Origin of the sequence: Leclercia sp. UBA5958 (assembly GCF_002430365.1) — a bacterium.
Taxonomy (GTDB): domain Bacteria; phylum Pseudomonadota; class Gammaproteobacteria; order Enterobacterales; family Enterobacteriaceae; genus Enterobacter; species Enterobacter pneumoniae.
In genome coordinates, this window is record NZ_DJCE01000009.1 from 66,446 (window position 1) to 85,267 (window position 18,822).

An 18,822-nucleotide genomic window follows, 5' to 3' on the forward strand; every position below is an offset into this window, starting at 1 on the left:
TTCACCAGAGGTTAAATTTTCTTATGTACCAGGTTGTTGCGTCTGATCTCGACGGCACGCTGCTCTCACCCGACCACACCTTATCGCCTTACGCGAAAGAGACCCTAAAACTCCTGACCGCGCGTGGCGTGAACTTTGTCTTCGCGACCGGTCGCCACCATGTAGATGTGGGGCAGATCCGCGATAACCTCGACATCAAAGCCTATATGATCACCTCCAACGGTGCGCGTGTTCACGATACCGATGGTAATTTGATCTTCACCCACAACCTGGATCGCGACATTGCCGTCGATCTCTTTGGCATGATGTATAACAACCCGGATATCATCACTAACGTCTATCGCGATGATGAGTGGTTTATGAACCGCCATCGCCCGGACGAGATGCGTTTCTTCAAAGAGGCGGTGTTTAACTACTCCCTCTATGAGCCTGGTCTACTGGAGCCAGAAGGGATTAGCAAAGTCTTCTTCACCTGTGACACCCACGAGGCGCTGCTGCCGCTTGAGCAGGCCATCAACGCGCGCTGGGGCGATCGCGTCAACGTTAGCTTCTCCACGCTGACCTGCCTGGAAGTCATGGCCGGTGGCGTCTCAAAAGGTCATGCCCTGGAAGCGGTCGCCAAACGTCTGGGTTTTGAGCTGAAAGATTGCATCGCCTTTGGCGATGGCATGAACGACGCCGAAATGCTCTCCATGGCGGGGAAGGGCTGCATTATGGACAACGCGCATCAGCGCCTTAAAGATCTGCATCCAGAGCTGGAAGTGATTGGCACCAATGGTGATAACGCCGTGCCGAAATACCTGCGCAAACTGTTTCTTGAATAATCTTCATTTGGTTGTTTATTGCTCAGTTGTCAACTAAAGAGTTCGCTACAATGCCTGTCCTTCTTTCTGAGAGACAAGCATTGTGGCGCTACTCATCATCACCACTATTCTGTGGGCCTTCTCGTTTAGCCTGATCGGCGAATATCTTGCCGGGTCAGTTGACAGCTATTTCTCTGTGCTGATGCGCGTTGGACTGGCTGCGCTAGTGTTCCTGCCGTTTCTGCGCACTCGCGGACAGTCGCTGCAAACCCTTCTGCTGTACATGCTGGTGGGGGCGATGCAGCTTGGCATCATGTACCTCTTTAGCTTTCGGGCCTATATCTACCTGTCGGTGTCGGAGTTTCTGCTCTTTACGGTGCTAACGCCGCTCTATATCACGCTGATTTACGATCTGCTCAGTAAACGCCGTCTGCGCTGGGGCTACCTGCTCAGCGCGGCGCTGGCGGTAGTGGGCGCGGCGATCATCCGCTACGACAAAGTGAGCGATCATTTCTGGACCGGACTGATGTTCGTTCAGCTGGCAAATATTAGCTTTGCCATCGGTATGGTGGGTTATAAACGGCTGATGGAAACGCGTCCGATGCCCCAGCACAATGCGTTTGCCTGGTTTTATATGGGCGCGGCGATTGTGGCGGTGGCGGCGTGGTTTATGTTGGGAAATCCGCAAAAACTGCCAACGACCTCCCTACAGTGGGGTGTGCTGGTCTGGCTGGGTGTGGTGGCCTCCGGTTTGGGTTACTTCATGTGGAACTATGGGGCAACTCAGGTCGACGCCGGGACGCTGGGCATTATGAACAACGTGCATGTGCCCGCAGGGCTGCTGGTGAATCTGGCCATCTGGCAGGAACAACCCCACTGGCCGAGCTTCGTTATTGGGGGAACAGTGATCCTGGCTTCGCTGTGGGTACATCGGCGTTGGGTCGCTCCGCGCTCCGTACAAACGGAAGATGGTCGCACGCGTGGTTCCGCGCTGAGCGAATAAACGCCTCCGTTACCGGCTGACGCTGCTCGCCATCGCGCACGGCAGAGTACAGCCGGCTCCACAGCCCATCGCCCAGGGTTTTGGTCACCACCAGACCCTGGCGTTCAAAACTCTCCACTACCCAGTGCGGCAGCGCGGCGATCCCCATGCTGGCCGCCACCATCTGAATCAACAACAGAGTGTTATCCACACTTTTCAGCTGCGGGCTAATGCCCGCGGGCTGCAGGAAGTGACGCCAGATATCCAGGCGACTGCGCTGCACCGGATAGATCAACAGGGTTTCCGTCGCCAGATCTTCCGGGGTAATGCGCGTTTTGCTGGCCAGAGGGTGATCCGGCGCCAGCACCAGACGCACTTCAAAATCAAACATCGGCGAATAGTGCAAACCGCTGCGCGGCAGAATGTCTGAGGTCATCACCAGATCCAGCTCGCCCTGCTGGAGCGAGGGCTGCGGGTCAAAGGTCACGCCAGATTTAAAGTCCATCTCAACCTGCGGCCACTTCTGGCGGAAGTTCTCAAGTGCGGGCGTCAACCACTGAATACAGCTATGGCACTCAATGGCGATACGCAATTTGGTCTGCTGCGGCTCGTTACAGGCTTGCAGGGCGCTGGCAATTTGCGGCAGTACCTGATTGGCCAGCTGGAGCAAAATCTCCCCCTGCGGAGTAAAGCGCAGAGGCTGGCTCTTGCGCACAAACAGACGAAAGCCAAGGCGTTGTTCCAGATCGCTGAACTGGTGAGAAAGGGCGGACTGGGTCTGGTGCAGCGTGGCCGCCGCCGCTGCCAGGGAGCCGCAGTTCCGCAACGCCTGGAGCGTTTTCAGGTGTTTAATCTCAATCATGAAAGTCCTTCACTTCGCCGTGAATATTTTGCGCTTGAGGAATATACACTACCTGCCAATTATAGATGTGTAAACATCTGGACGTCTAAATAACGAATTTCATAAGGGGCATACCATGACTATCCGCAATCACACACTCGGTTTCCCTCGCGTTGGCCTGCGCCGCGAATTGAAAAAAGCACAAGAGCGCTACTGGGCGGGCAATGCCACCCGTGAGGAGCTTCTGGCGGTCGGACGCGAGCTGCGCGCACGTCACTGGGAGCAGCAAAAACAGGCAGGCATCGATCTGCTGCCGGTAGGGGATTTTGCCTGGTACGACCATGTTCTGACCACCAGCCTGCTGCTTGGTAACGTGCCGGCTCGTCATCAGAACAAAGATGGATCGGTAGATATCGATACCCTGTTCCGTATTGGCCGTGGCCGTGCGCCGACGGGGGAGCCAGCGGCTGCGGCGGAAATGACCAAGTGGTTTAACACCAACTATCACTATATGGTGCCGGAATTTGTCAAAGGCCAGCAGTTCAAGCTGACCTGGACCCAGCTTCTGGAGGAAGTGGACGAAGCGCTGGCGCTGGGCCACCACGTCAAACCGGTGCTGCTGGGCCCGCTCACTTACCTGTGGCTGGGTAAAGTGAAGGGTGAGCAATTTGATCGACTGAGCCTGCTGAACGAGATCCTGCCGGTCTACAAACAGGTGCTTATTGAACTGGGCAAACGCGGCATTCAGTGGGTACAGATCGACGAACCGGCGCTGGTGCTTGAGCTACCGCAGGCGTGGCTGGATGCTTACAAACCGGCGTATGAAACGCTAACGGGCCAGGTGAAGTTGCTGCTGACCACCTATTTCGAAGGCGTCACACCGAACCTCGACACTATTACTGCGCTGCCAGTGCAGGGGCTACACGTCGATCTGGTTCACGGCAAAGATGATGTCGCTGAACTGCACCAGCGCCTGCCCGCGGAGTGGCTGCTCTCTGCCGGTCTGGTGAACGGACGTAACGTCTGGCGCGCCGATCTCACGGAGAAATATGGTCAAATTAACGATATCGCAGGCCTGCGTGAACTGTGGGTAGCTTCCTCCTGCTCCCTGCTGCACAGCCCCATCGATCTCAGCGTGGAAACCCGTCTGGACCCAGAGGTGAAAAGCTGGTTTGCCTTCGCCCTGCAAAAGTGTGAAGAGCTGGCCTTACTACGCGATGCACTGAACAGCGGTGATACGGCAGCGATAATCGAGTGGAGCGCCCCAATTCAGGCGCGTCGTCACTCGGCGCGCGTGCACAATCCGGCGGTAGAACAACGTCTGGCCGCCATTACCTCCCAGGATAGCCAGCGTCAGAGCCCTTATGCGGTACGTGCTGAAGCGCAGCGCGCCCGCTTCAGGCTGCCTGCGTGGCCAACCACTACCATCGGCTCCTTCCCGCAAACCACGGAGATTCGCGGCCTGCGGCTGGACTTCAAAAAGGGGAATCTTGATGCCGCCCATTATCGCACCGGCATCGCTGAGCACATCAAACAGGCTATTGTGGAGCAGGAGCGCTTAGGCCTGGACGTGCTGGTACACGGTGAGGCTGAACGTAACGATATGGTGGAATACTTTGGCGAGCACCTGGATGGCTTTGTCTTTACCCAGAATGGCTGGGTACAGAGCTACGGCTCCCGATGCGTAAAACCGCCAGTGGTGATTGGCGACATCAGCCGTCCGGCGGCGATCACCGTCGAGTGGGCAAAATATGCACAGTCGCTGACCGACAAACCGGTGAAAGGCATGCTCACCGGCCCGGTGACTATTCTCTGCTGGTCCTTCCCCCGTGAAGACGTCAGCCGTGAAACCATCGCGAAGCAAATCGCGCTGGCGCTGCGGGATGAAGTGGCGGATCTGGAAGCGGCGGGCATTGGCATCATCCAGATTGACGAACCGGCGCTGCGTGAAGGTCTGCCGCTGCGCCGCAGCGACTGGGATGCTTACCTCAAGTGGGGCGTGGACGCTTTTCGCATCAACGCCGCCGTGGCCAGGGATGACACGCAGATCCACACCCATATGTGCTACTGCGAATTTAACGACATCATGGATGCCATTGCCGCGCTGGATGCTGATGTGATCACCATCGAGACCTCGCGTTCGGATATGGAGCTGCTGGAGTCGTTCGAGGAATTTGACTACCCGAACGAAATCGGGCCTGGCGTTTATGATATTCACTCGCCAAACGTGCCGAGCGTAGAGTGGATTGAGGCCCTGCTGCAGAAGGCGGCACAGCGTATTCCGGCCGCACGCCTGTGGGTAAACCCGGACTGTGGCCTGAAAACCCGCGGCTGGCCGGAGACCCGTGCCGCACTGGCGAACATGGTAGAAGCCGCGCGCAACTTACGTCAGGCGTAAGCAAAAATTGGGATGGGCTATGCCTGCCCATCCATCAGTCGGCTGATATGAATGCTTAACCACGTCAGCTCATCTTTCGGTAAGGTGAGCTGATGCTTCTCCTGCACATAATCCCGAATCACCCATGCGACGGTCATGGCGTCCGGGCGATGACGCATCAGTTCCTGATAAAAATCTTCCGTCTCGCTAAAGACAATTTTTCCTGCCAGCACGCGTTCGGCAAAATAGCGCAGATGGGTAATAAAGCGCATATAGTTCACCGATCCGGTATCAATGGCGTTTCTTAACTTATAGCGCACGATCTCCGCGATGCGATTGACTAACTCCACCTGTTGATGGGCATGGCTATCGTCGCTCTGGCTGCTGGCGTTAATGAGGTGAAAAGCGATATTCACGGCTTCATCTTCCGGCAGGGAAACGTCAAATAGCGCGCTGACCCGCTCCCGCGCCTGCACCCCAACGCTGTACTCTTGCGGATAGTAGCGCTTCACCTCCCAGCTCAGTTTATTGAGGATGACCTGGCCGCTGCGGCTGCGCTCCACGGCAAAATGGAGGTGTTCGGCAAGGGTAAAGAGCAGGACGGAGTTCAGCTTATCGCCGCATAGACCGCGAGCGAGGAGCAGGATCTCGTGGCTGAGTTCAAAGAATGCCGCAGGAATCGTATCGGTCAGCGATAAAAAATGGCGAGACTTAAGGTCGTTTAACGGCAGGAACACTTTCTCGACCTGATTCAGGTCGATCGGTGTACCCGGTTTTGCGCCAAAACCGATCCCTTTGCCGAACAGGATCATCTCACGCTGGTCATGATCGACCAGCAGCATGCTGTTATTAAGCGATTTTTTTATCGTAATCACGGTCATTTCCTGCGGCCGCGCCGCTTAGCCCATATCCGCGCCATTGCTGGCAATCACTTTCTGGTACCACCAGAAGGAGTCCTTTTTCAGGCGCTTGAGGGTGCCTTTGCCTTCATCATCCTGGTCGACATAGATAAAGCCATAGCGCTTGGACATTTGTGACGTCCCTGCGCTGATAATGTCAATGCAGCCCCAGGTGGTGAATCCCATCACATCCACCCCTTCATTAATAGCTGCCAAAGTTTGCGCGAAGTGGGCACGGAAATAGTCGATACGGTAGCTATCGTGAATCTTCCCATCTTCCACAACGTCTTTGGCACCTAACCCATTTTCGACGATAAAAAGCGGCTTCTGATAACGGTCATAGAGTTCAAGCAGCGAGATTTTTAGCCCTACCGGATCGATCTGCCAGCCCCATTCAGAGGCAGGAAGGTAGGGGTTTTTCACGCCGAGGACGGTATTGCCAGGGATGCGTTCTACATCAGGCTGAGTGGATTCTGTCAGCGACATGTAGTAGCTAAATGAGACAAAGTCGACGGTATTCTCTTTTAAAATGCGTTGATCGTCGGCCAGCATCTCAATTTGAATATCGCGGCGGGCCAGCTCGCGCAGGATCAGCGGCGGATACTCGCCGAACACCTGCACATCGGCATAGAAGTAGTTCTCAAGGTTTTTCTTCAGCGTTGCTTCCACATCTTCTGGACGGCAGCTGTGTGGGTAGGTGGTGAGCTTGGTCAGCATACAGCCCACCTGGCTGCCCGGAATGATGTCATGGCAGTCGCGGGTGACCAGCGCTGAGGCGACGAACTGGTGGTGCAGCCCCTGGTAGATATCCTGCTTCGCTTTGCCCGGGGCGCTTTTTTCCTCGCGAATACCGGCGGTGGTAAAGGGGTGGCGGTGAATACTGTCGATCTCATTAAAGGTAAGCCAGTAACGCACCAGATCTTTATAGCGCTCGAAACAGACTTTGCTGAAGCGCACAAAGGCATCCACCACGTTGCGATGGACCCAGCCGTTATACTTTTCACTGAGCGCCAGCGGCATCTCATAGTGGGAGAGCGTCACCAGCGGTTCGATATTATGGCGACGCAGTTCGCGGAACATCTCTTCATAAAACCGCAGGCCCGCCTCGTTTGGTGCGGCGTCTTCACCATTGGGAAAAATGCGTGACCAGGCAATCGATACGCGCAGCACGGTAAAACCCATCTCAGCGAATAGCGCAATGTCGTCTTTATAGTGGTGATAGAAATCGATGCCGCGACGTTTGGGGTACAACGCATCGTTCTTACCTTCAAACGCATCGCGGATGTTCTCATCCGTGAGCGCCATATGGCCATCGTAATCCTTTAATGACAGGTTCGGTTTCCAGGTGATGGCATCAGCCACTGACGGCCCTTTGCCGTCAACGTTCCATGCCCCTTCAGCCTGATTGGCAGCGATGGCACCGCCCCATAAAAAACCTTGCGGAAACGGGAGGGATTTCTCCATTACACGGACTCCTTAAGCGTCATGATGATGTGAGGATTGTGATTTTTATCGTCGTTACTGCCTGGTGTCAGCGAAAAGCGTTCGCCGTTTGTTACGACCATCATCACCACCGGATCGAGCCCGGCGGCGGTGATGGTGTCGAGAGAAAATTCAATCAGGGTTTCGCCGCGCTTCACCTGCTGGCCTTCTTTCACCTGTGGCGAGAAGCCCTCGCCCTGAAGTTTGATGGTGTCGATACCGATGTGAAAAATTAACTCTACGCCCGCATCGGTGAGCAGACTCAGCGCATGGCCACTCTCAAATATATTGACTACGGTGCCGTCTGCCGGGGCGCGCAGCACCCCCTGGGAGGGAACGATGGCGATGCCATCCCCCATAATTTTGCGTGCGAAAACATCGTCATTAACATTCTCCAGCGGAATGATTTGCCCCTCTACCGGGCGGGTGAAGGTCAGCTCATCCGTTTTTTCCGCCGCTTTATCACGCCACAACAGCAGGGCGCTGATAAAGGCGATAGCAAAAGAGAGCCCGGCGCCAGCAAACGCCCAGACGATGTTCGTTGGGTTATCGGGCGAGACAAACATGGAGATGCTGGCAAGGCCAGGGCCGACCAGGGCAAAGGCTTCGATCGCCATCCAGCCGATAAAGGCGCCGCCAACCACGCTGCCTAAAATCACGCTATAGAGCGCTTTTTTGTTCAGGAGCGTCACGCCGTAAAGCGCCGGCTCGGTAATGCCAAACAGCGCAGAGATCCCAGCGGAGAAGGCGGTGGACTTTAATACTTTGTCTTTGCTTTTCAGGGCGATGGCGAGGCAGGCGCCCGATTCGGCAATATTGTGCGCCAGCGACGCAGGCAGATAGAGCATTTCGCGACCAAACTGGCTCATCGACGCGACGGCATAAGGAAGCATCGGTTTGTGCATGCCGGCGGCAACCATAAAGGGGAGGGCAGCGGCAAGCAGGCCGGTGGCCACAAAGCCCAGCTTGCCATACAGCCACAGAATCACCGTTGCCAGCCCGGCGCCCAGCTCGTAACCCAGCGGTCCCAGAATGAGCAGCGTGACGGGTACCGTCACCAGCAGCGACAGCATTGGCGACAGGAAGATGCGCAGCGCTCCTGGCGAATAGCGGTTAAACAGTTTTTCAGTCTGGGCGTAAAACAGCACGCAGAGAATCGCCGGGAAGACCTGCGATGCGTAAGCCACGTTGCGCAGATCAAACGACATAAACGCCGTGCCCTCTGCCAGCTGTTTGGTCATGGCCGGTAAGAGCATGACGGAAACTGCCGAAACCGCGACCAGAACGTTAACTTTTAACTTCATGGCGGTGGTGATCGCCACCAGAATCGGCAAGAACCAGAGCGGTGCTGAGCCGATGTTATCCAGCACTTTATAGGTGTCGCTATCCCGGCTCAGCCAGCCCAGTACATCCAGCAGCAACAGCAACGATTTCAGCACGCCACCGCCTGCGATGGCAGGCACCAGCGGCTGAAAAACGCTGATCACAAAATCCACCGCCTGAGCGCTACGGCTGGCTTTGGTACTGACAGATTGCGTGGACTGAGCCTGCGGCTCGCCCGCAAGTGAACGCACCGCCTCGTAGACCTGCACTACCTCATGGCCGATGATCACCTGGCATTGCACGTTAATACGCACGCCGAGTACGCCGTCAATCTTTGCCAGCGCAGCCTCGTTGACTTTGCCATTGTCGTAGAGGCTCAGACGCAAGCGAGTCGAGCAGTGTTCGATATGTTCGATATTTTCAGCACCGCCCACCTGGGTGATGATGTCCAGCGCAGTCTGCAAGTGATTCATGTCTGGCCCCTGTCTCCAGAGCAAAAAAAAAGACCTGAAGCCCATCTCCCCCGAAAGGGAGATGGGCTTCAGGTCTTGCCTACGGATCGTAGTTACACGCCTGTGCTGTTTATATCGTCCAGATTGTGTTTAAAAGTCAAACACCCGGCAGAACGGAGGGTGCGAATTGTGAGCCGCTTAACTTTTTTTCGCCCCGTACTGGCGGAACCAGCCCAGCATTCTCTGCCAGCCATCTTTGGCTGACTCTTCATGATAGCTCGGGCGGTAGTCGGCATTAAACGCATGGCCAGCCTCAGGATATACCACGATCTCCGCCTTCGCGTTGGCAGCGCGCAGCGCCTGGCGCATGGTCTCGACGGTATCCTGGGGAATGCCCGTATCTTCCGCGCCATACAGCCCCAGCACGGGGGCATTGAGATCGGTGGCGATATCAACCGGATGTTTGGGTGAGTTAAGGGTCTTTTCACCGACCAGCTTGCCGTACCATGCCACCGCCGCCTTCAGCTGCGGGTTATGGGCTGCATAGAGCCAGCTAATGCGACCGCCCCAGCAGAAACCGGTCATCAGCAGGCGATGCGGATCGCCGCCGTTGCGGGCTGCCCAGTTTGCCACGTGATCGAGGTCGGCCAGGACCTGCGCATCCGGCACTTTTGTCACCAGGTTGCTGAACAGGGTCGGGATGTCGCTGTACTCATTGGGATCGCCCTGACGGAAATAGAGCTCAGGAGCCACGGCCAGGTAGCCCTCCAGCGCCAGACGGCGGCAGATATCGCGGATATGTTCATGCACGCCAAAGATTTCCTGTACCACAATCACGATCGGCAGGGCGCCTTCGGCATCTTTTGGGCGGGCATGATAGGCAGGCATATTCTCGCCCTGCGTCGGAATAGATGTCTCACCGGCGGTAATCGCCTGTTCCGGGGTGGAGACAACCGTTGCGGCCTGCGGGCCAGCGGCAGGGGCAAAAGCAGATTTTTCAGTCATGGCATTCTCCGTACCAATTGGTGCATATAAATATAGACTGCAGGTCATTATTCCACAGTGCCCGAAAGCGGCTATCTTTTGTGCTGCAAGGGCTGATATAACTTGTAAATGTGATGTTGATCACTATTTTATGGAAATAGCATGCAATCATTTTCATTCAAGGTGAGGTGCGTCACGTAAATCGTCCTTCTGCTTCTGTAGAGTACCTTTTTACTTCTGCTGACAATCCGACCCACAGAGGAGTCACTTATGTCCAAGTCTGATGTTTTTCATCTCGGCCTCACCAAAAACGATTTACAAGGGGCTACGCTTGCTATCGTCCCTGGCGATCCGGAGCGTGTGGAAAAGATCGCCGCGCTGATGGATAAGCCGGTTAAGCTGGCATCGCATCGCGAATTCACCACCTGGCGTGCAGAGCTGGACGGCAAAGCGGTTATTGTCTGCTCTACCGGTATCGGCGGCCCTTCTACGTCAATTGCTGTTGAAGAGCTGGCGCAGCTGGGGATTCGTACCTTCCTGCGTATTGGCACCACCGGCGCTATTCAGCCGCATATCAACGTGGGTGACGTCCTGGTGACCACCGCATCCGTGCGTCTGGACGGAGCAAGTCTGCACTTTGCCCCAATGGAATTCCCGGCAGTGGCTGATTTCGAATGCACCACTGCGCTGGTTGAAGCGGCGAAATCTGTGGGCGCAACCACGCACGTGGGCGTGACCGCCTCTTCCGATACCTTCTACCCAGGCCAGGAGCGTTACGATACCTTCTCCGGCCGTGTGGTGAACCGCTTCAAAGGGTCGATGGAAGAGTGGCAGTCCATGGGCGTAATGAACTACGAAATGGAGTCGGCAACGCTGCTGACCATGTGCGCAAGCCAGGGTCTGCGTGCCGGTATGGTGGCGGGCGTTATCGTAAACCGCACTCAGCAAGAGATCCCGAACGCCGAAACCATGAAACAGACCGAGAGCCATGCGGTGAAAATCGTGGTTGAAGCAGCGCGTCGCCTGATCTAACGCCGTTTCCCTTCGACAAAGGCCGACCTGTTCGGCCTTTTTCTTTGCGTAATCCCTTGCAGAAAAGCCTTTCCAGGGTGGACGTTTATACAGCACAATTCTATTTTGTGCCGGTAATACCTTGATGCAGGGGGCGATGTGGATATCTCAGTCATTTTTTATGCCGTAGTGGCACTGGTGAGCGTAGCGATAGGCTGGCTGCTTGCCAGTTATCAACATGCCCAACAAAAAGCCGACCAGCTGGCGGAACGTGAAGAGATCGTTGCTGAATTAAGCGCAGTGAAACAGCAGGTTGCCCAAAGCGCACACTGGCGTGATGAGTGTGAGTTGCTTAATAACGAACTGCGTAATTTACGCGACATCAACACCTCGCTGGAGGCCGATCTCCGCGAAGTGACCACCCGCCTGGAATCGACCCAACTGCATGCAGAAGACAAAATCCGCCAGATGATGAACAGCGAGCAGCGCCTTAGCGAGCAGTTCGAAAACCTGGCCAACCGCATCTTCGAACAGAGCAATCGCCGTGCCGATGAGCAAAACCGTCAGAGCCTGAACGGCCTGCTTGCCCCCCTGCGTGAACAGCTGGATGGCTTTCGCCGCCAGGTGCAAGAGAGCTTTGGTCAGGAGTCTCGCGAGCGGCACACGCTGGCGCATGAAATTCGTAATCTTCAGCAGCTCAATGCCCAGATGGCTCAGGAGGCCGTAAACCTGACCCGGGCGCTGAAAGGCGATAATAAAACCCAGGGTAACTGGGGCGAAGTGGTGTTAACTCGCGTGCTGGAGGCATCGGGCCTGCGAGAGGGGCATGAGTATGAAACCCAGGTCAGTATCGAAACCGACACCCGCGCGCGTATGCAGCCCGACGTTATCGTGCGTTTGCCGCAGGGCAAAGACGTGGTTATTGATGCGAAAATGACGCTGGTGGCCTATGAGCGCTACTTCAACGCCGAAGATGAGTACACTCGCGAGTCGGCGCTCCAGGAGCATATCGCCTCGGTGCGAAACCATATTCGCCTGCTGGGTCGCAAAGATTATCAGCAGTTGCCTGGCCTGCGGTCGCTGGATTACGTCCTGATGTTTATCCCCGTCGAGCCGGCCTTCTTGCTGGCGCTCGACAGGCAGCCGGAACTGATCACCGAAGCATTAAAAAATAACATCATGCTGGTGAGCCCCACCACGCTGCTGGTGGCGCTGCGCACCATCGCCAATTTGTGGCGTTATGAACACCAAAGCCGCAATGCTCAGCAGATCGCCGATCGCGCCAGCAAGCTGTACGACAAGATGCGCCTGTTCGTGGATGATATGTCCTCCGTCGGGCAGAGTCTGGATCGCGCCCAGGATAACTATCATCAGGCCATGAAAAAACTTACCTCCGGGCGGGGTAACCTCCTTGCGCAGGCAGAGTCATTCCGTAGCCTTGGCGTAGAGGTAAAGCGCGAGATAAATCCGGATTTAGCAGAATATGCAACATCGCAGGACGAAGAGTATCGCCTGCGTGAGGCGAGCGACGCGCAAGTTTCAGCCAATAAAGACAATGAATTAACTGACCCTCACGTCACACAACACCCCCTGGAACGTTATTCTCAGGGTGGTTGAATCATAGGGCAAATGCGCCCAATCTGTTACACTTCTCGAACATTTGACTGATTAGCAGGCCCTGAGATGGTTGAAGATTCACAAGATACGACGCACTTTGGCTTTCAGACTGTAGCCAAAGCGCAAAAAGCTGACATGGTAGCCCATGTATTTCATTCCGTAGCGGCAAAGTACGATGTGATGAATGACCTGATGTCATTTGGTATTCATCGTCTGTGGAAGCGCTTCACTATTGATTGTAGCGGTGTGCGTCGCGGTCAGACCGTGCTGGATTTGGCTGGGGGCACTGGCGATCTGACGGCAAAGTTCTCGCGTCTTGTAGGCGAAACAGGCCGCGTGGTGCTGGCAGATATCAACGACTCGATGTTGAAAATGGGCCGCGAAAAGCTGCGCAACATCGGCGTGGTGGGCAACGTTGAATATGTTCAGGCCAACGCCGAAGCACTCCCGTTCCCTGACAATACCTTTGACTGTATTACCATCTCGTTTGGTCTGCGTAACGTGACCGACAAAGAGAAAGCGCTGCGCTCAATGTATCGGGTGCTGAAGCCGGGCGGCCGTCTGTTGGTGCTTGAGTTCTCTAAACCTATTATCGAACCTCTGAGTAAAGCGTACGACGCCTACTCCTTCCACATCCTGCCGCGCATTGGCGAGATGGTGGCGAACGATGCCGACAGCTATCGCTACCTGGCAGAGTCCATTCGTATGCACCCTAATCAGGATACCCTGAAGGCGATGATGCAGGACGCAGGTTTTGACAATGTTGATTACTTCAACATGACGGCGGGCGTGGTTGCTCTGCACCGCGGCTATAAGTTCTGAGTGGAGGTGGCCTATGCCTTTTAAACCCTTGATCTCCGCTGGCGTTGAAAATGTGCTTAATACGTTTCTCTATCGCTCACCTGCGCTGAAGACGGCGCGTCAGCGCCTGAACGGTAAAGTGTTGCGCGTAGTCGTAAAAGAGTTCTCAACGCCGTTGGTACTGGTCTTCAGCGAACGTCAGCTTGATGTGCTGGGGGAATGGGAAGGCGAGGCCGACTGCTCTGTCATTACCCATATGCGCGTACTGCCTAAATTGCGCGATCGTCAACAGCTTACGGCACTCATCCGTAGCGGTGAGCTGGAAGTTGAAGGCGATCTCCAGGTAGTACAAAACTTTGTCTCTTTAGCCGATCTGGCTGAGTTCGATCCGGCAGAGTTGCTGGCACCTTATACCGGCGATATCGCCGCAGAGGGGATCAGCAACGTTTTGCGCGGCGGACTCTCTTTTCTGAGCAAAGGTGTAAAACGCCAGCAGCGTTATGTTGCCGACGTTCTCACCGAAGAGTGGCGTATGGCCCCTGGCCCGCTTGAAATGGCGTGGTTCGCTGAAGAGACGGCTGCGGTGGATCGCACGATAGATGCACTGGCTAAACGGATTGAAAAACTGGAGGGCAAATGACGCCTGGTGAAATGCGGCGCCTCTACTTTATCATCCGCACCTTTTTGAGTTATGGGCTGGATGAGTTAATCCCTCGTATCCGACTTACACTGCCGCTGCGCTTTGGACGTCGTTTCCTCTTCTGGATGCCAAATCGGCATAAAGATCGCCAGCTTGGCGAACGTCTGCGCCTGGCATTACAGGAGCTTGGCCCGGTGTGGATCAAGTTCGGTCAGATGCTGTCAACCCGCCGCGACCTTTTCCCGCCGCAGATTGCCGATCAGTTAGCGTTGCTGCAGGACAAAGTAGCGCCCTTTGACGGCAAGCTGGCAAAGCAGCAGATTGAAAAAGCGATGGGCGACATGCCGGTTGAAAGCTGGTTCGACGACTTCGATATCCAGCCGCTGGCCTCGGCTTCCATTGCCCAGGTTCATACTGCGCGTCTCAAGTCGAACGGCAAAGAAGTGGTCATTAAGGTTATCCGCCCGGATATCCTGCCGGTGATCAAAGCGGACATGAAACTGATTTACCGCCTGGCCCGCTGGGTGCCGCGACTGCTGCCCGATGGCCGCCGTTTGCGACCGCTGGAAGTGGTACGCGAGTATGAAAAAACGCTGATTGATGAACTGAATCTGCTGCGCGAGTCTGCGAACGCCATTCAGCTGCGCCGCAATTTTGAAAATAGCCCGATGCTATACGTGCCGGAAGTCTATTCAGACTATTGCAGCCAGAACATGATGGTGATGGAGCGTATCTACGGTATTCCGGTATCGGATGTTGCTACCCTGGAAGCGCAGGGCACCAATATGAAACTGCTGGCTGAACGTGGCGTGCAGGTCTTCTTTACCCAGGTGTTCCGCGACAGCTTCTTCCACGCCGATATGCACCCGGGCAATATTTTCGTCAGCTACGAACACCCGGAAGATCCTCAATACATCGGTATCGACTGCGGCATCGTCGGCTCACTGAACAAAGAAGACAAACGATACCTGGCAGAGAACTTTATCGCCTTCTTCAATCGCGATTATCGCAAAGTGGCCGAACTGCACGTCGATTCCGGCTGGGTTCCGCCGGATACCAACGTTGAAGAGTTTGAATTCGCTATCCGAACCGTCTGCGAGCCTATCTTCGAGAAGCCGCTAGCAGATATTTCGTTCGGGCATGTCTTACTGAATCTGTTTAACACCGCTCGACGCTTCAACATGGAAGTGCAGCCGCAGTTAGTTTTACTGCAAAAAACATTACTTTACGTTGAGGGCGTAGGTCGCCAGCTCTATCCTCAGTTAGACTTGTGGAAGACGGCAAAACCGTTCCTTGAATCCTGGATTAAAGATCAGGTTGGTTTGCCTGCGCTGACGCGGTCGTTAAAAGAGAAAGCCCCGTTCTGGATCGAAAAAATGCCCGAAATTCCGGAACTGGTGTACGACACTTTGCGTCAGAGCAAGAACTTGCAACACAGCGTGGATAAAATCGCCCGCGAGCTTCAAACAAATCACGTTCGCCAGGGCCAGTCGCGCTATCTGTTCGGTATCGGTGCAACGCTGCTTTTAAGCGGCACGCTACTGCTGATCAATCGCCCTGACTGGGAGATGGCACCCGCCTGGCTGATGGCCGCAGGACTGGTGGTCTGGCTGGTAGGTTGGCGCAAAACCCGCTGATTTGCTGAGCGGCATCACGTATACTGCGCGAGTAATCGTTAATGAATTTCAACTGAGGAAGATGTATGGGTGGTATCAGTATCTGGCAATTGTTGATTATTGCCGTCATCGTTGTGCTGCTGTTTGGTACGAAAAAACTCGGTTCTATCGGTTCCGATCTGGGTGCATCGATTAAAGGCTTTAAAAAAGCCATCAGTGATGACGAAGACAAGCAGGATAAAAACAGCCAGGACGCTGAATTCCCTGCTAAAACCCTCGCTGAAAAGCAGGCCGATGCTAAAAAGGAAGAGATTAAACGCCACGATAATGAGCAGGTGTAATTCGTGTTCGATATTGGTTTTGGTGAACTGATACTGGTCTTCGTGATTGGCCTCATTGTGCTGGGGCCACAGCGTTTACCGGTGGCAGTGAAAACTGTGGCTGGCTGGGTGCGCGCCCTGCGCTCGCTGGCAACCACGGTACAGAACGAACTGGCGCAAGAGCTAAAGCTGCAGGAGTTTCAGGACAGCCTGAAAAAGGTTGAGAAGGCGAGCATGCAGAACCTGACGCCGGAACTGAAAGCCTCAATGGATGAACTGCGTGAAGCGGCAGAGTCCATGAAACGCTCTTATAGCGTCAACGATCCGGAAAAAGCGAGCGACGAAGCCAACACCATTCATAACCCGGTGGTGAAAGATAACGAAGCGCAGCATGAAGGCGTTACGCCTGCCAGCGCGGAGCATCAGGCCAGCGCGCCCGTGCAGACGCCGGTTGAGCCGGCCAGCAAAAAAGCTGAGCAGACGGCGGCTTCTACCTCCCGGGCTGCAGATGTCGTCGCTGAACCCTCCACCCCCTCGTCGAGTGATAAACCTTAAACATGGCCGTAGATGAAACTCAACCGCTGATTACGCACCTGATCGAACTGCGTAAACGCCTGCTGAACTGCATCATCGCGGTTTGCCTTATTTTCTTAGGACTGGTCTATTTCGCCAACGACATCTATCAGGTGGTCTCCTCGCCGCTGATTAAGCAGATGCCGCTGGGGGCGACGATGATTGCCACCGACGTGGCCTCGCCTTTCTTTACGCCGATTAAACTCACTTTCTGGGTGTCGCTGATTGCCTCGGCGCCAGTGATTTTGTACCAGGTCTGGGCCTTCGTGGCGCCCGCGCTTTATAAGCACGAACGCCGCCTGGTGATCCCGCTGCTGGTCTCCAGCTCGCTGCTGTTTTATATCGGCATGGCCTTCGCGTACTTTGTGGTCTTCCCGCTGGCGTTTGGGTTCTTAACGCATACCGCGCCGGAAGGGGTTCAGGTCTCGACCGACATCGCCAGCTATCTCAGTTTTGTGATGGCGCTCTTTATGGCGTTCGGCGTGGCCTTTGAGGTGCCGGTGGCTATCGTGCTGCTTTGCTGGATGGGAGTCACAACGCCGGACGACTTGCGTAAGAAGCGCCCGTACATTCTGGTAGGCGCATTTGTGGTGGGCATGCTGCTGACCCCGCCGGACGTGTTCTCGCAGACGCTGCTGGCGATACCGATGTATTGCCTGTTTGAGGTCGGCGTCTTCTTCTCTCGCTTCTACGTTGGCAAAGGCCGACAGCGAATGGAAGACGAGGAAAACGCAAAAACCACCGAAGAGTAAAACCAACCGCCCGCCAGGGCGGTTGTCATATGGGAGCGAGTATGTTCGATATCGGTCTGAATCTGACCAGTTCACAATTTGCGAAAGATCGCGACGAGGTGGTGGCGCGCGCCTTTTCCGCCGGGGTAAGTGGCCTACTTCTGACGGGCACTAATCTGCACGAAAGTGAGCAGGCACAACAGCTGGCGACCCGCTACCCGCACTGCTGGTCAACCGCTGGTGTGCATCCGCACGACAGCAGCAGCTGGACGCCGCAGAGCGTTGAAACTCTGCGTACCCTGGCGCGTACGGAGCAGGTAGTCGCGATCGGCGAATGTGGTCTCGATTTTAACCGTAATTTCTCTACCCCTGCCGAACAAGAGCATGCGTTTACGGCACAGCTGGCGCTGGCGGCTGAGCTGGGCATGCCGGTCTTTATGCACTGCCGTGATGCGCATGCGCGTTTCCTCGAATTGCTGACCCCCTGGCTGGATAAACTCCCGGGTGCGGTGCTGCACTGTTTTACCGGGTCGCGTCAGGAAGCCGCTGAGTGTCTGGACAGAGGGCTCTACCTGGGTATTACGGGCTGGGTGTGCGATGAGCGGCGTGGTCTTGCGCTACGGGAGTTATTGCCGATGATCCCGGCGGAGCGTTTGCTGGTCGAAACAGATGCCCCGTACCTGCTGCCGCGCGACATGACGCCTAAGCCGGCCTCACGGCGTAATGAACCGGCCTGGCTGGGGCATATTGTTGAGCGGATCGCGCACTGGCGAGGCGAGGATGCCGCCTGGCTGGCGGCGCAAACGGATGAAAACGTTCGCCGTCTGTTTAACCTGCGGTTTTAAACTTTACGGAATGCGGTGTTTTTCACGCTCTGCAATACTTGTTTATTCAGCAAGTTGAGCAGCAACATCGAACGCGCTTCGCCGTCAGGCTCTGAGAAGATGGCAACCAGCCCTTCGAAGGCACCTTCGGTGATCACCACGCTATCGCCCGAATAAGGGGTCTCAGGGTCAGTGATGCCTTCTGGCTTATACACCGAGAGCTGATGAATCACGGAAGCGGGGACCACCGCGGGGCGCGCACCAAAACGCACAAAGTGGCTCACGCCACGCGTGGCGTTAATGGTGGTGGTGTGAATCACTTCCGGATCAAACTCAACAAACAGATAGTTAGGAAACAGCGGTTCGCTCACCATTGTGCGTTTGCCGCGCTGCATCTTTTCAAGCGTGATCACAGGCGTCAGGCAGTTGACTGACTGACGTTCAAGATGTTCCTGCGCGCGCTGAAGCTGGCCGCGCTTGCAATACAGTAAATACCAGGCCTGCATAATCACTCTTTCCCTTAATTCCGGGCGCAAGCATATCAAA

The 18,822-nt window shown here is 55.4% G+C and carries 18 protein-coding genes; 12 read left to right on the top strand and 6 right to left on the bottom strand.

Going from position 1 to position 18,822, the window contains the following annotated elements; genetic code table 11:
- Positions 1-23: 23 nt before the first annotated feature.
- Complete coding sequence (gene yigL / locus B2Q93_RS15145) at positions 24-824, top strand: sugar/pyridoxal phosphate phosphatase YigL (protein WP_046886538.1); 801 nt, start codon at positions 24-26, stop codon at positions 822-824.
- 82 nt (positions 825-906) lie between these two features.
- Complete coding sequence (locus tag B2Q93_RS15150) at positions 907-1,806, top strand: carboxylate/amino acid/amine transporter (RefSeq protein ID WP_046886539.1); 900 nt, start codon at positions 907-909, stop codon at positions 1,804-1,806.
- Here the strand turns inward: B2Q93_RS15150 and metR are convergent.
- Positions 1,694-2,647: an HTH-type transcriptional regulator MetR gene (metR, locus tag B2Q93_RS15155; RefSeq protein ID WP_040078127.1), complete on the bottom strand. Its 954-nt coding sequence runs from the start codon at positions 2,645-2,647 to the stop codon at positions 1,694-1,696. The two genes, B2Q93_RS15150 and metR, sit on opposite strands and share 113 nt — an antisense overlap.
- A gap of 115 nt (positions 2,648-2,762) precedes the next feature.
- Between metR and metE the strand changes: the two genes are divergently transcribed.
- Complete coding sequence (gene metE, locus B2Q93_RS15160) at positions 2,763-5,024, top strand: 5-methyltetrahydropteroyltriglutamate--homocysteine S-methyltransferase (RefSeq protein WP_286933645.1); 2,262 nt, start codon at positions 2,763-2,765, stop codon at positions 5,022-5,024.
- Positions 5,025-5,041: 17 nt separating this feature from the next.
- Here the strand turns inward: metE and B2Q93_RS15165 are convergent, their stop codons facing one another.
- From B2Q93_RS15165 to B2Q93_RS15180, 4 genes are all read right to left on the bottom strand, one after another.
- Positions 5,042-5,878: a PRD domain-containing protein gene (locus tag B2Q93_RS15165; RefSeq protein ID WP_286933646.1), complete on the bottom strand. Its 837-nt coding sequence runs from the start codon at positions 5,876-5,878 to the stop codon at positions 5,042-5,044.
- A 24-nt stretch (positions 5,879-5,902) separates the two neighbouring features.
- The gene (locus B2Q93_RS15170; protein WP_286933647.1) at positions 5,903-7,366 is read right to left on the bottom strand and encodes a glycoside hydrolase family 1 protein; all 1,464 of its coding nucleotides are present in this window, start codon (positions 7,364-7,366) and stop codon (positions 5,903-5,905) included.
- On the bottom strand, positions 7,366-9,180 hold the full coding sequence (locus B2Q93_RS15175) for a beta-glucoside-specific PTS transporter subunit IIABC (RefSeq protein ID WP_286933648.1): 1,815 nt from the start codon (positions 9,178-9,180) through the stop codon (positions 7,366-7,368). The genes B2Q93_RS15170 and B2Q93_RS15175 overlap by 1 nt, the downstream gene beginning before the upstream one ends.
- A 177-nt stretch (positions 9,181-9,357) precedes the next feature.
- The gene (locus tag B2Q93_RS15180) at positions 9,358-10,164 is read right to left on the bottom strand and encodes a dienelactone hydrolase family protein (RefSeq protein WP_207292590.1); all 807 of its coding nucleotides are present in this window, start codon (positions 10,162-10,164) and stop codon (positions 9,358-9,360) included.
- A gap of 249 nt (positions 10,165-10,413) precedes the next feature.
- On the opposite strand from B2Q93_RS15180, the gene udp reads away from it, so the two are divergent.
- The 9 genes from udp (at position 10,414) to tatD (ending at position 18,297) form a co-directional block, all read left to right on the top strand.
- Positions 10,414-11,175 (top strand): uridine phosphorylase, encoded by a 762-nt coding sequence (gene udp / locus B2Q93_RS15185; RefSeq protein ID WP_040078135.1) that lies wholly within the window; start codon positions 10,414-10,416, stop codon positions 11,173-11,175.
- A gap of 138 nt (positions 11,176-11,313) precedes the next feature.
- Positions 11,314-12,771 (top strand): DNA recombination protein RmuC, encoded by a 1,458-nt coding sequence (gene rmuC / locus B2Q93_RS15190; RefSeq protein ID WP_286933649.1) that lies wholly within the window; start codon positions 11,314-11,316, stop codon positions 12,769-12,771.
- 66 nt (positions 12,772-12,837) lie between these two features.
- A complete protein-coding gene (ubiE, locus tag B2Q93_RS15195; RefSeq protein ID WP_032615102.1) occupies positions 12,838-13,593 on the top strand; it encodes a bifunctional demethylmenaquinone methyltransferase/2-methoxy-6-polyprenyl-1,4-benzoquinol methylase UbiE in 756 nt (251 codons plus the stop codon).
- Between the two features lie 13 nt (positions 13,594-13,606).
- Positions 13,607-14,212 carry a ubiquinone biosynthesis protein UbiJ gene (gene ubiJ / locus B2Q93_RS15200; protein WP_046886545.1) on the top strand — a complete coding sequence of 202 codons (606 nt, stop codon included), beginning with the start codon at positions 13,607-13,609 and terminating at the stop codon, positions 14,210-14,212.
- On the top strand, positions 14,209-15,849 hold the full coding sequence (gene ubiB, locus B2Q93_RS15205; RefSeq protein ID WP_207292589.1) for a ubiquinone biosynthesis regulatory protein kinase UbiB: 1,641 nt from the start codon (positions 14,209-14,211) through the stop codon (positions 15,847-15,849). The genes ubiJ and ubiB overlap by 4 nt, the downstream gene beginning before the upstream one ends.
- A gap of 65 nt (positions 15,850-15,914) precedes the next feature.
- On the top strand, positions 15,915-16,169 hold the full coding sequence (tatA, locus tag B2Q93_RS15210) for a Sec-independent protein translocase subunit TatA (RefSeq protein ID WP_046886547.1): 255 nt from the start codon (positions 15,915-15,917) through the stop codon (positions 16,167-16,169).
- Positions 16,170-16,172: 3 nt separating this feature from the next.
- Complete coding sequence (gene tatB / locus B2Q93_RS15215; protein WP_046886548.1) at positions 16,173-16,703, top strand: Sec-independent protein translocase protein TatB; 531 nt, start codon at positions 16,173-16,175, stop codon at positions 16,701-16,703.
- 2 nt (positions 16,704-16,705) lie between these two features.
- Positions 16,706-17,473: a Sec-independent protein translocase subunit TatC gene (gene tatC / locus B2Q93_RS15220; RefSeq protein WP_046886549.1), complete on the top strand. Its 768-nt coding sequence runs from the start codon at positions 16,706-16,708 to the stop codon at positions 17,471-17,473.
- Positions 17,474-17,514: 41 nt separating this feature from the next.
- Positions 17,515-18,297, top strand: a complete 783-nt coding sequence (gene tatD, locus B2Q93_RS15225; RefSeq protein WP_286933651.1) for a 3'-5' ssDNA/RNA exonuclease TatD — start codon at positions 17,515-17,517, stop codon at positions 18,295-18,297.
- Here the strand turns inward: tatD and rfaH are convergent.
- Positions 18,294-18,782: a transcription/translation regulatory transformer protein RfaH gene (rfaH, locus tag B2Q93_RS15230; RefSeq protein WP_046886551.1), complete on the bottom strand. Its 489-nt coding sequence runs from the start codon at positions 18,780-18,782 to the stop codon at positions 18,294-18,296. The genes tatD and rfaH overlap by 4 nt on opposite strands.
- Positions 18,783-18,822: the final 40 nt, after the last annotated feature.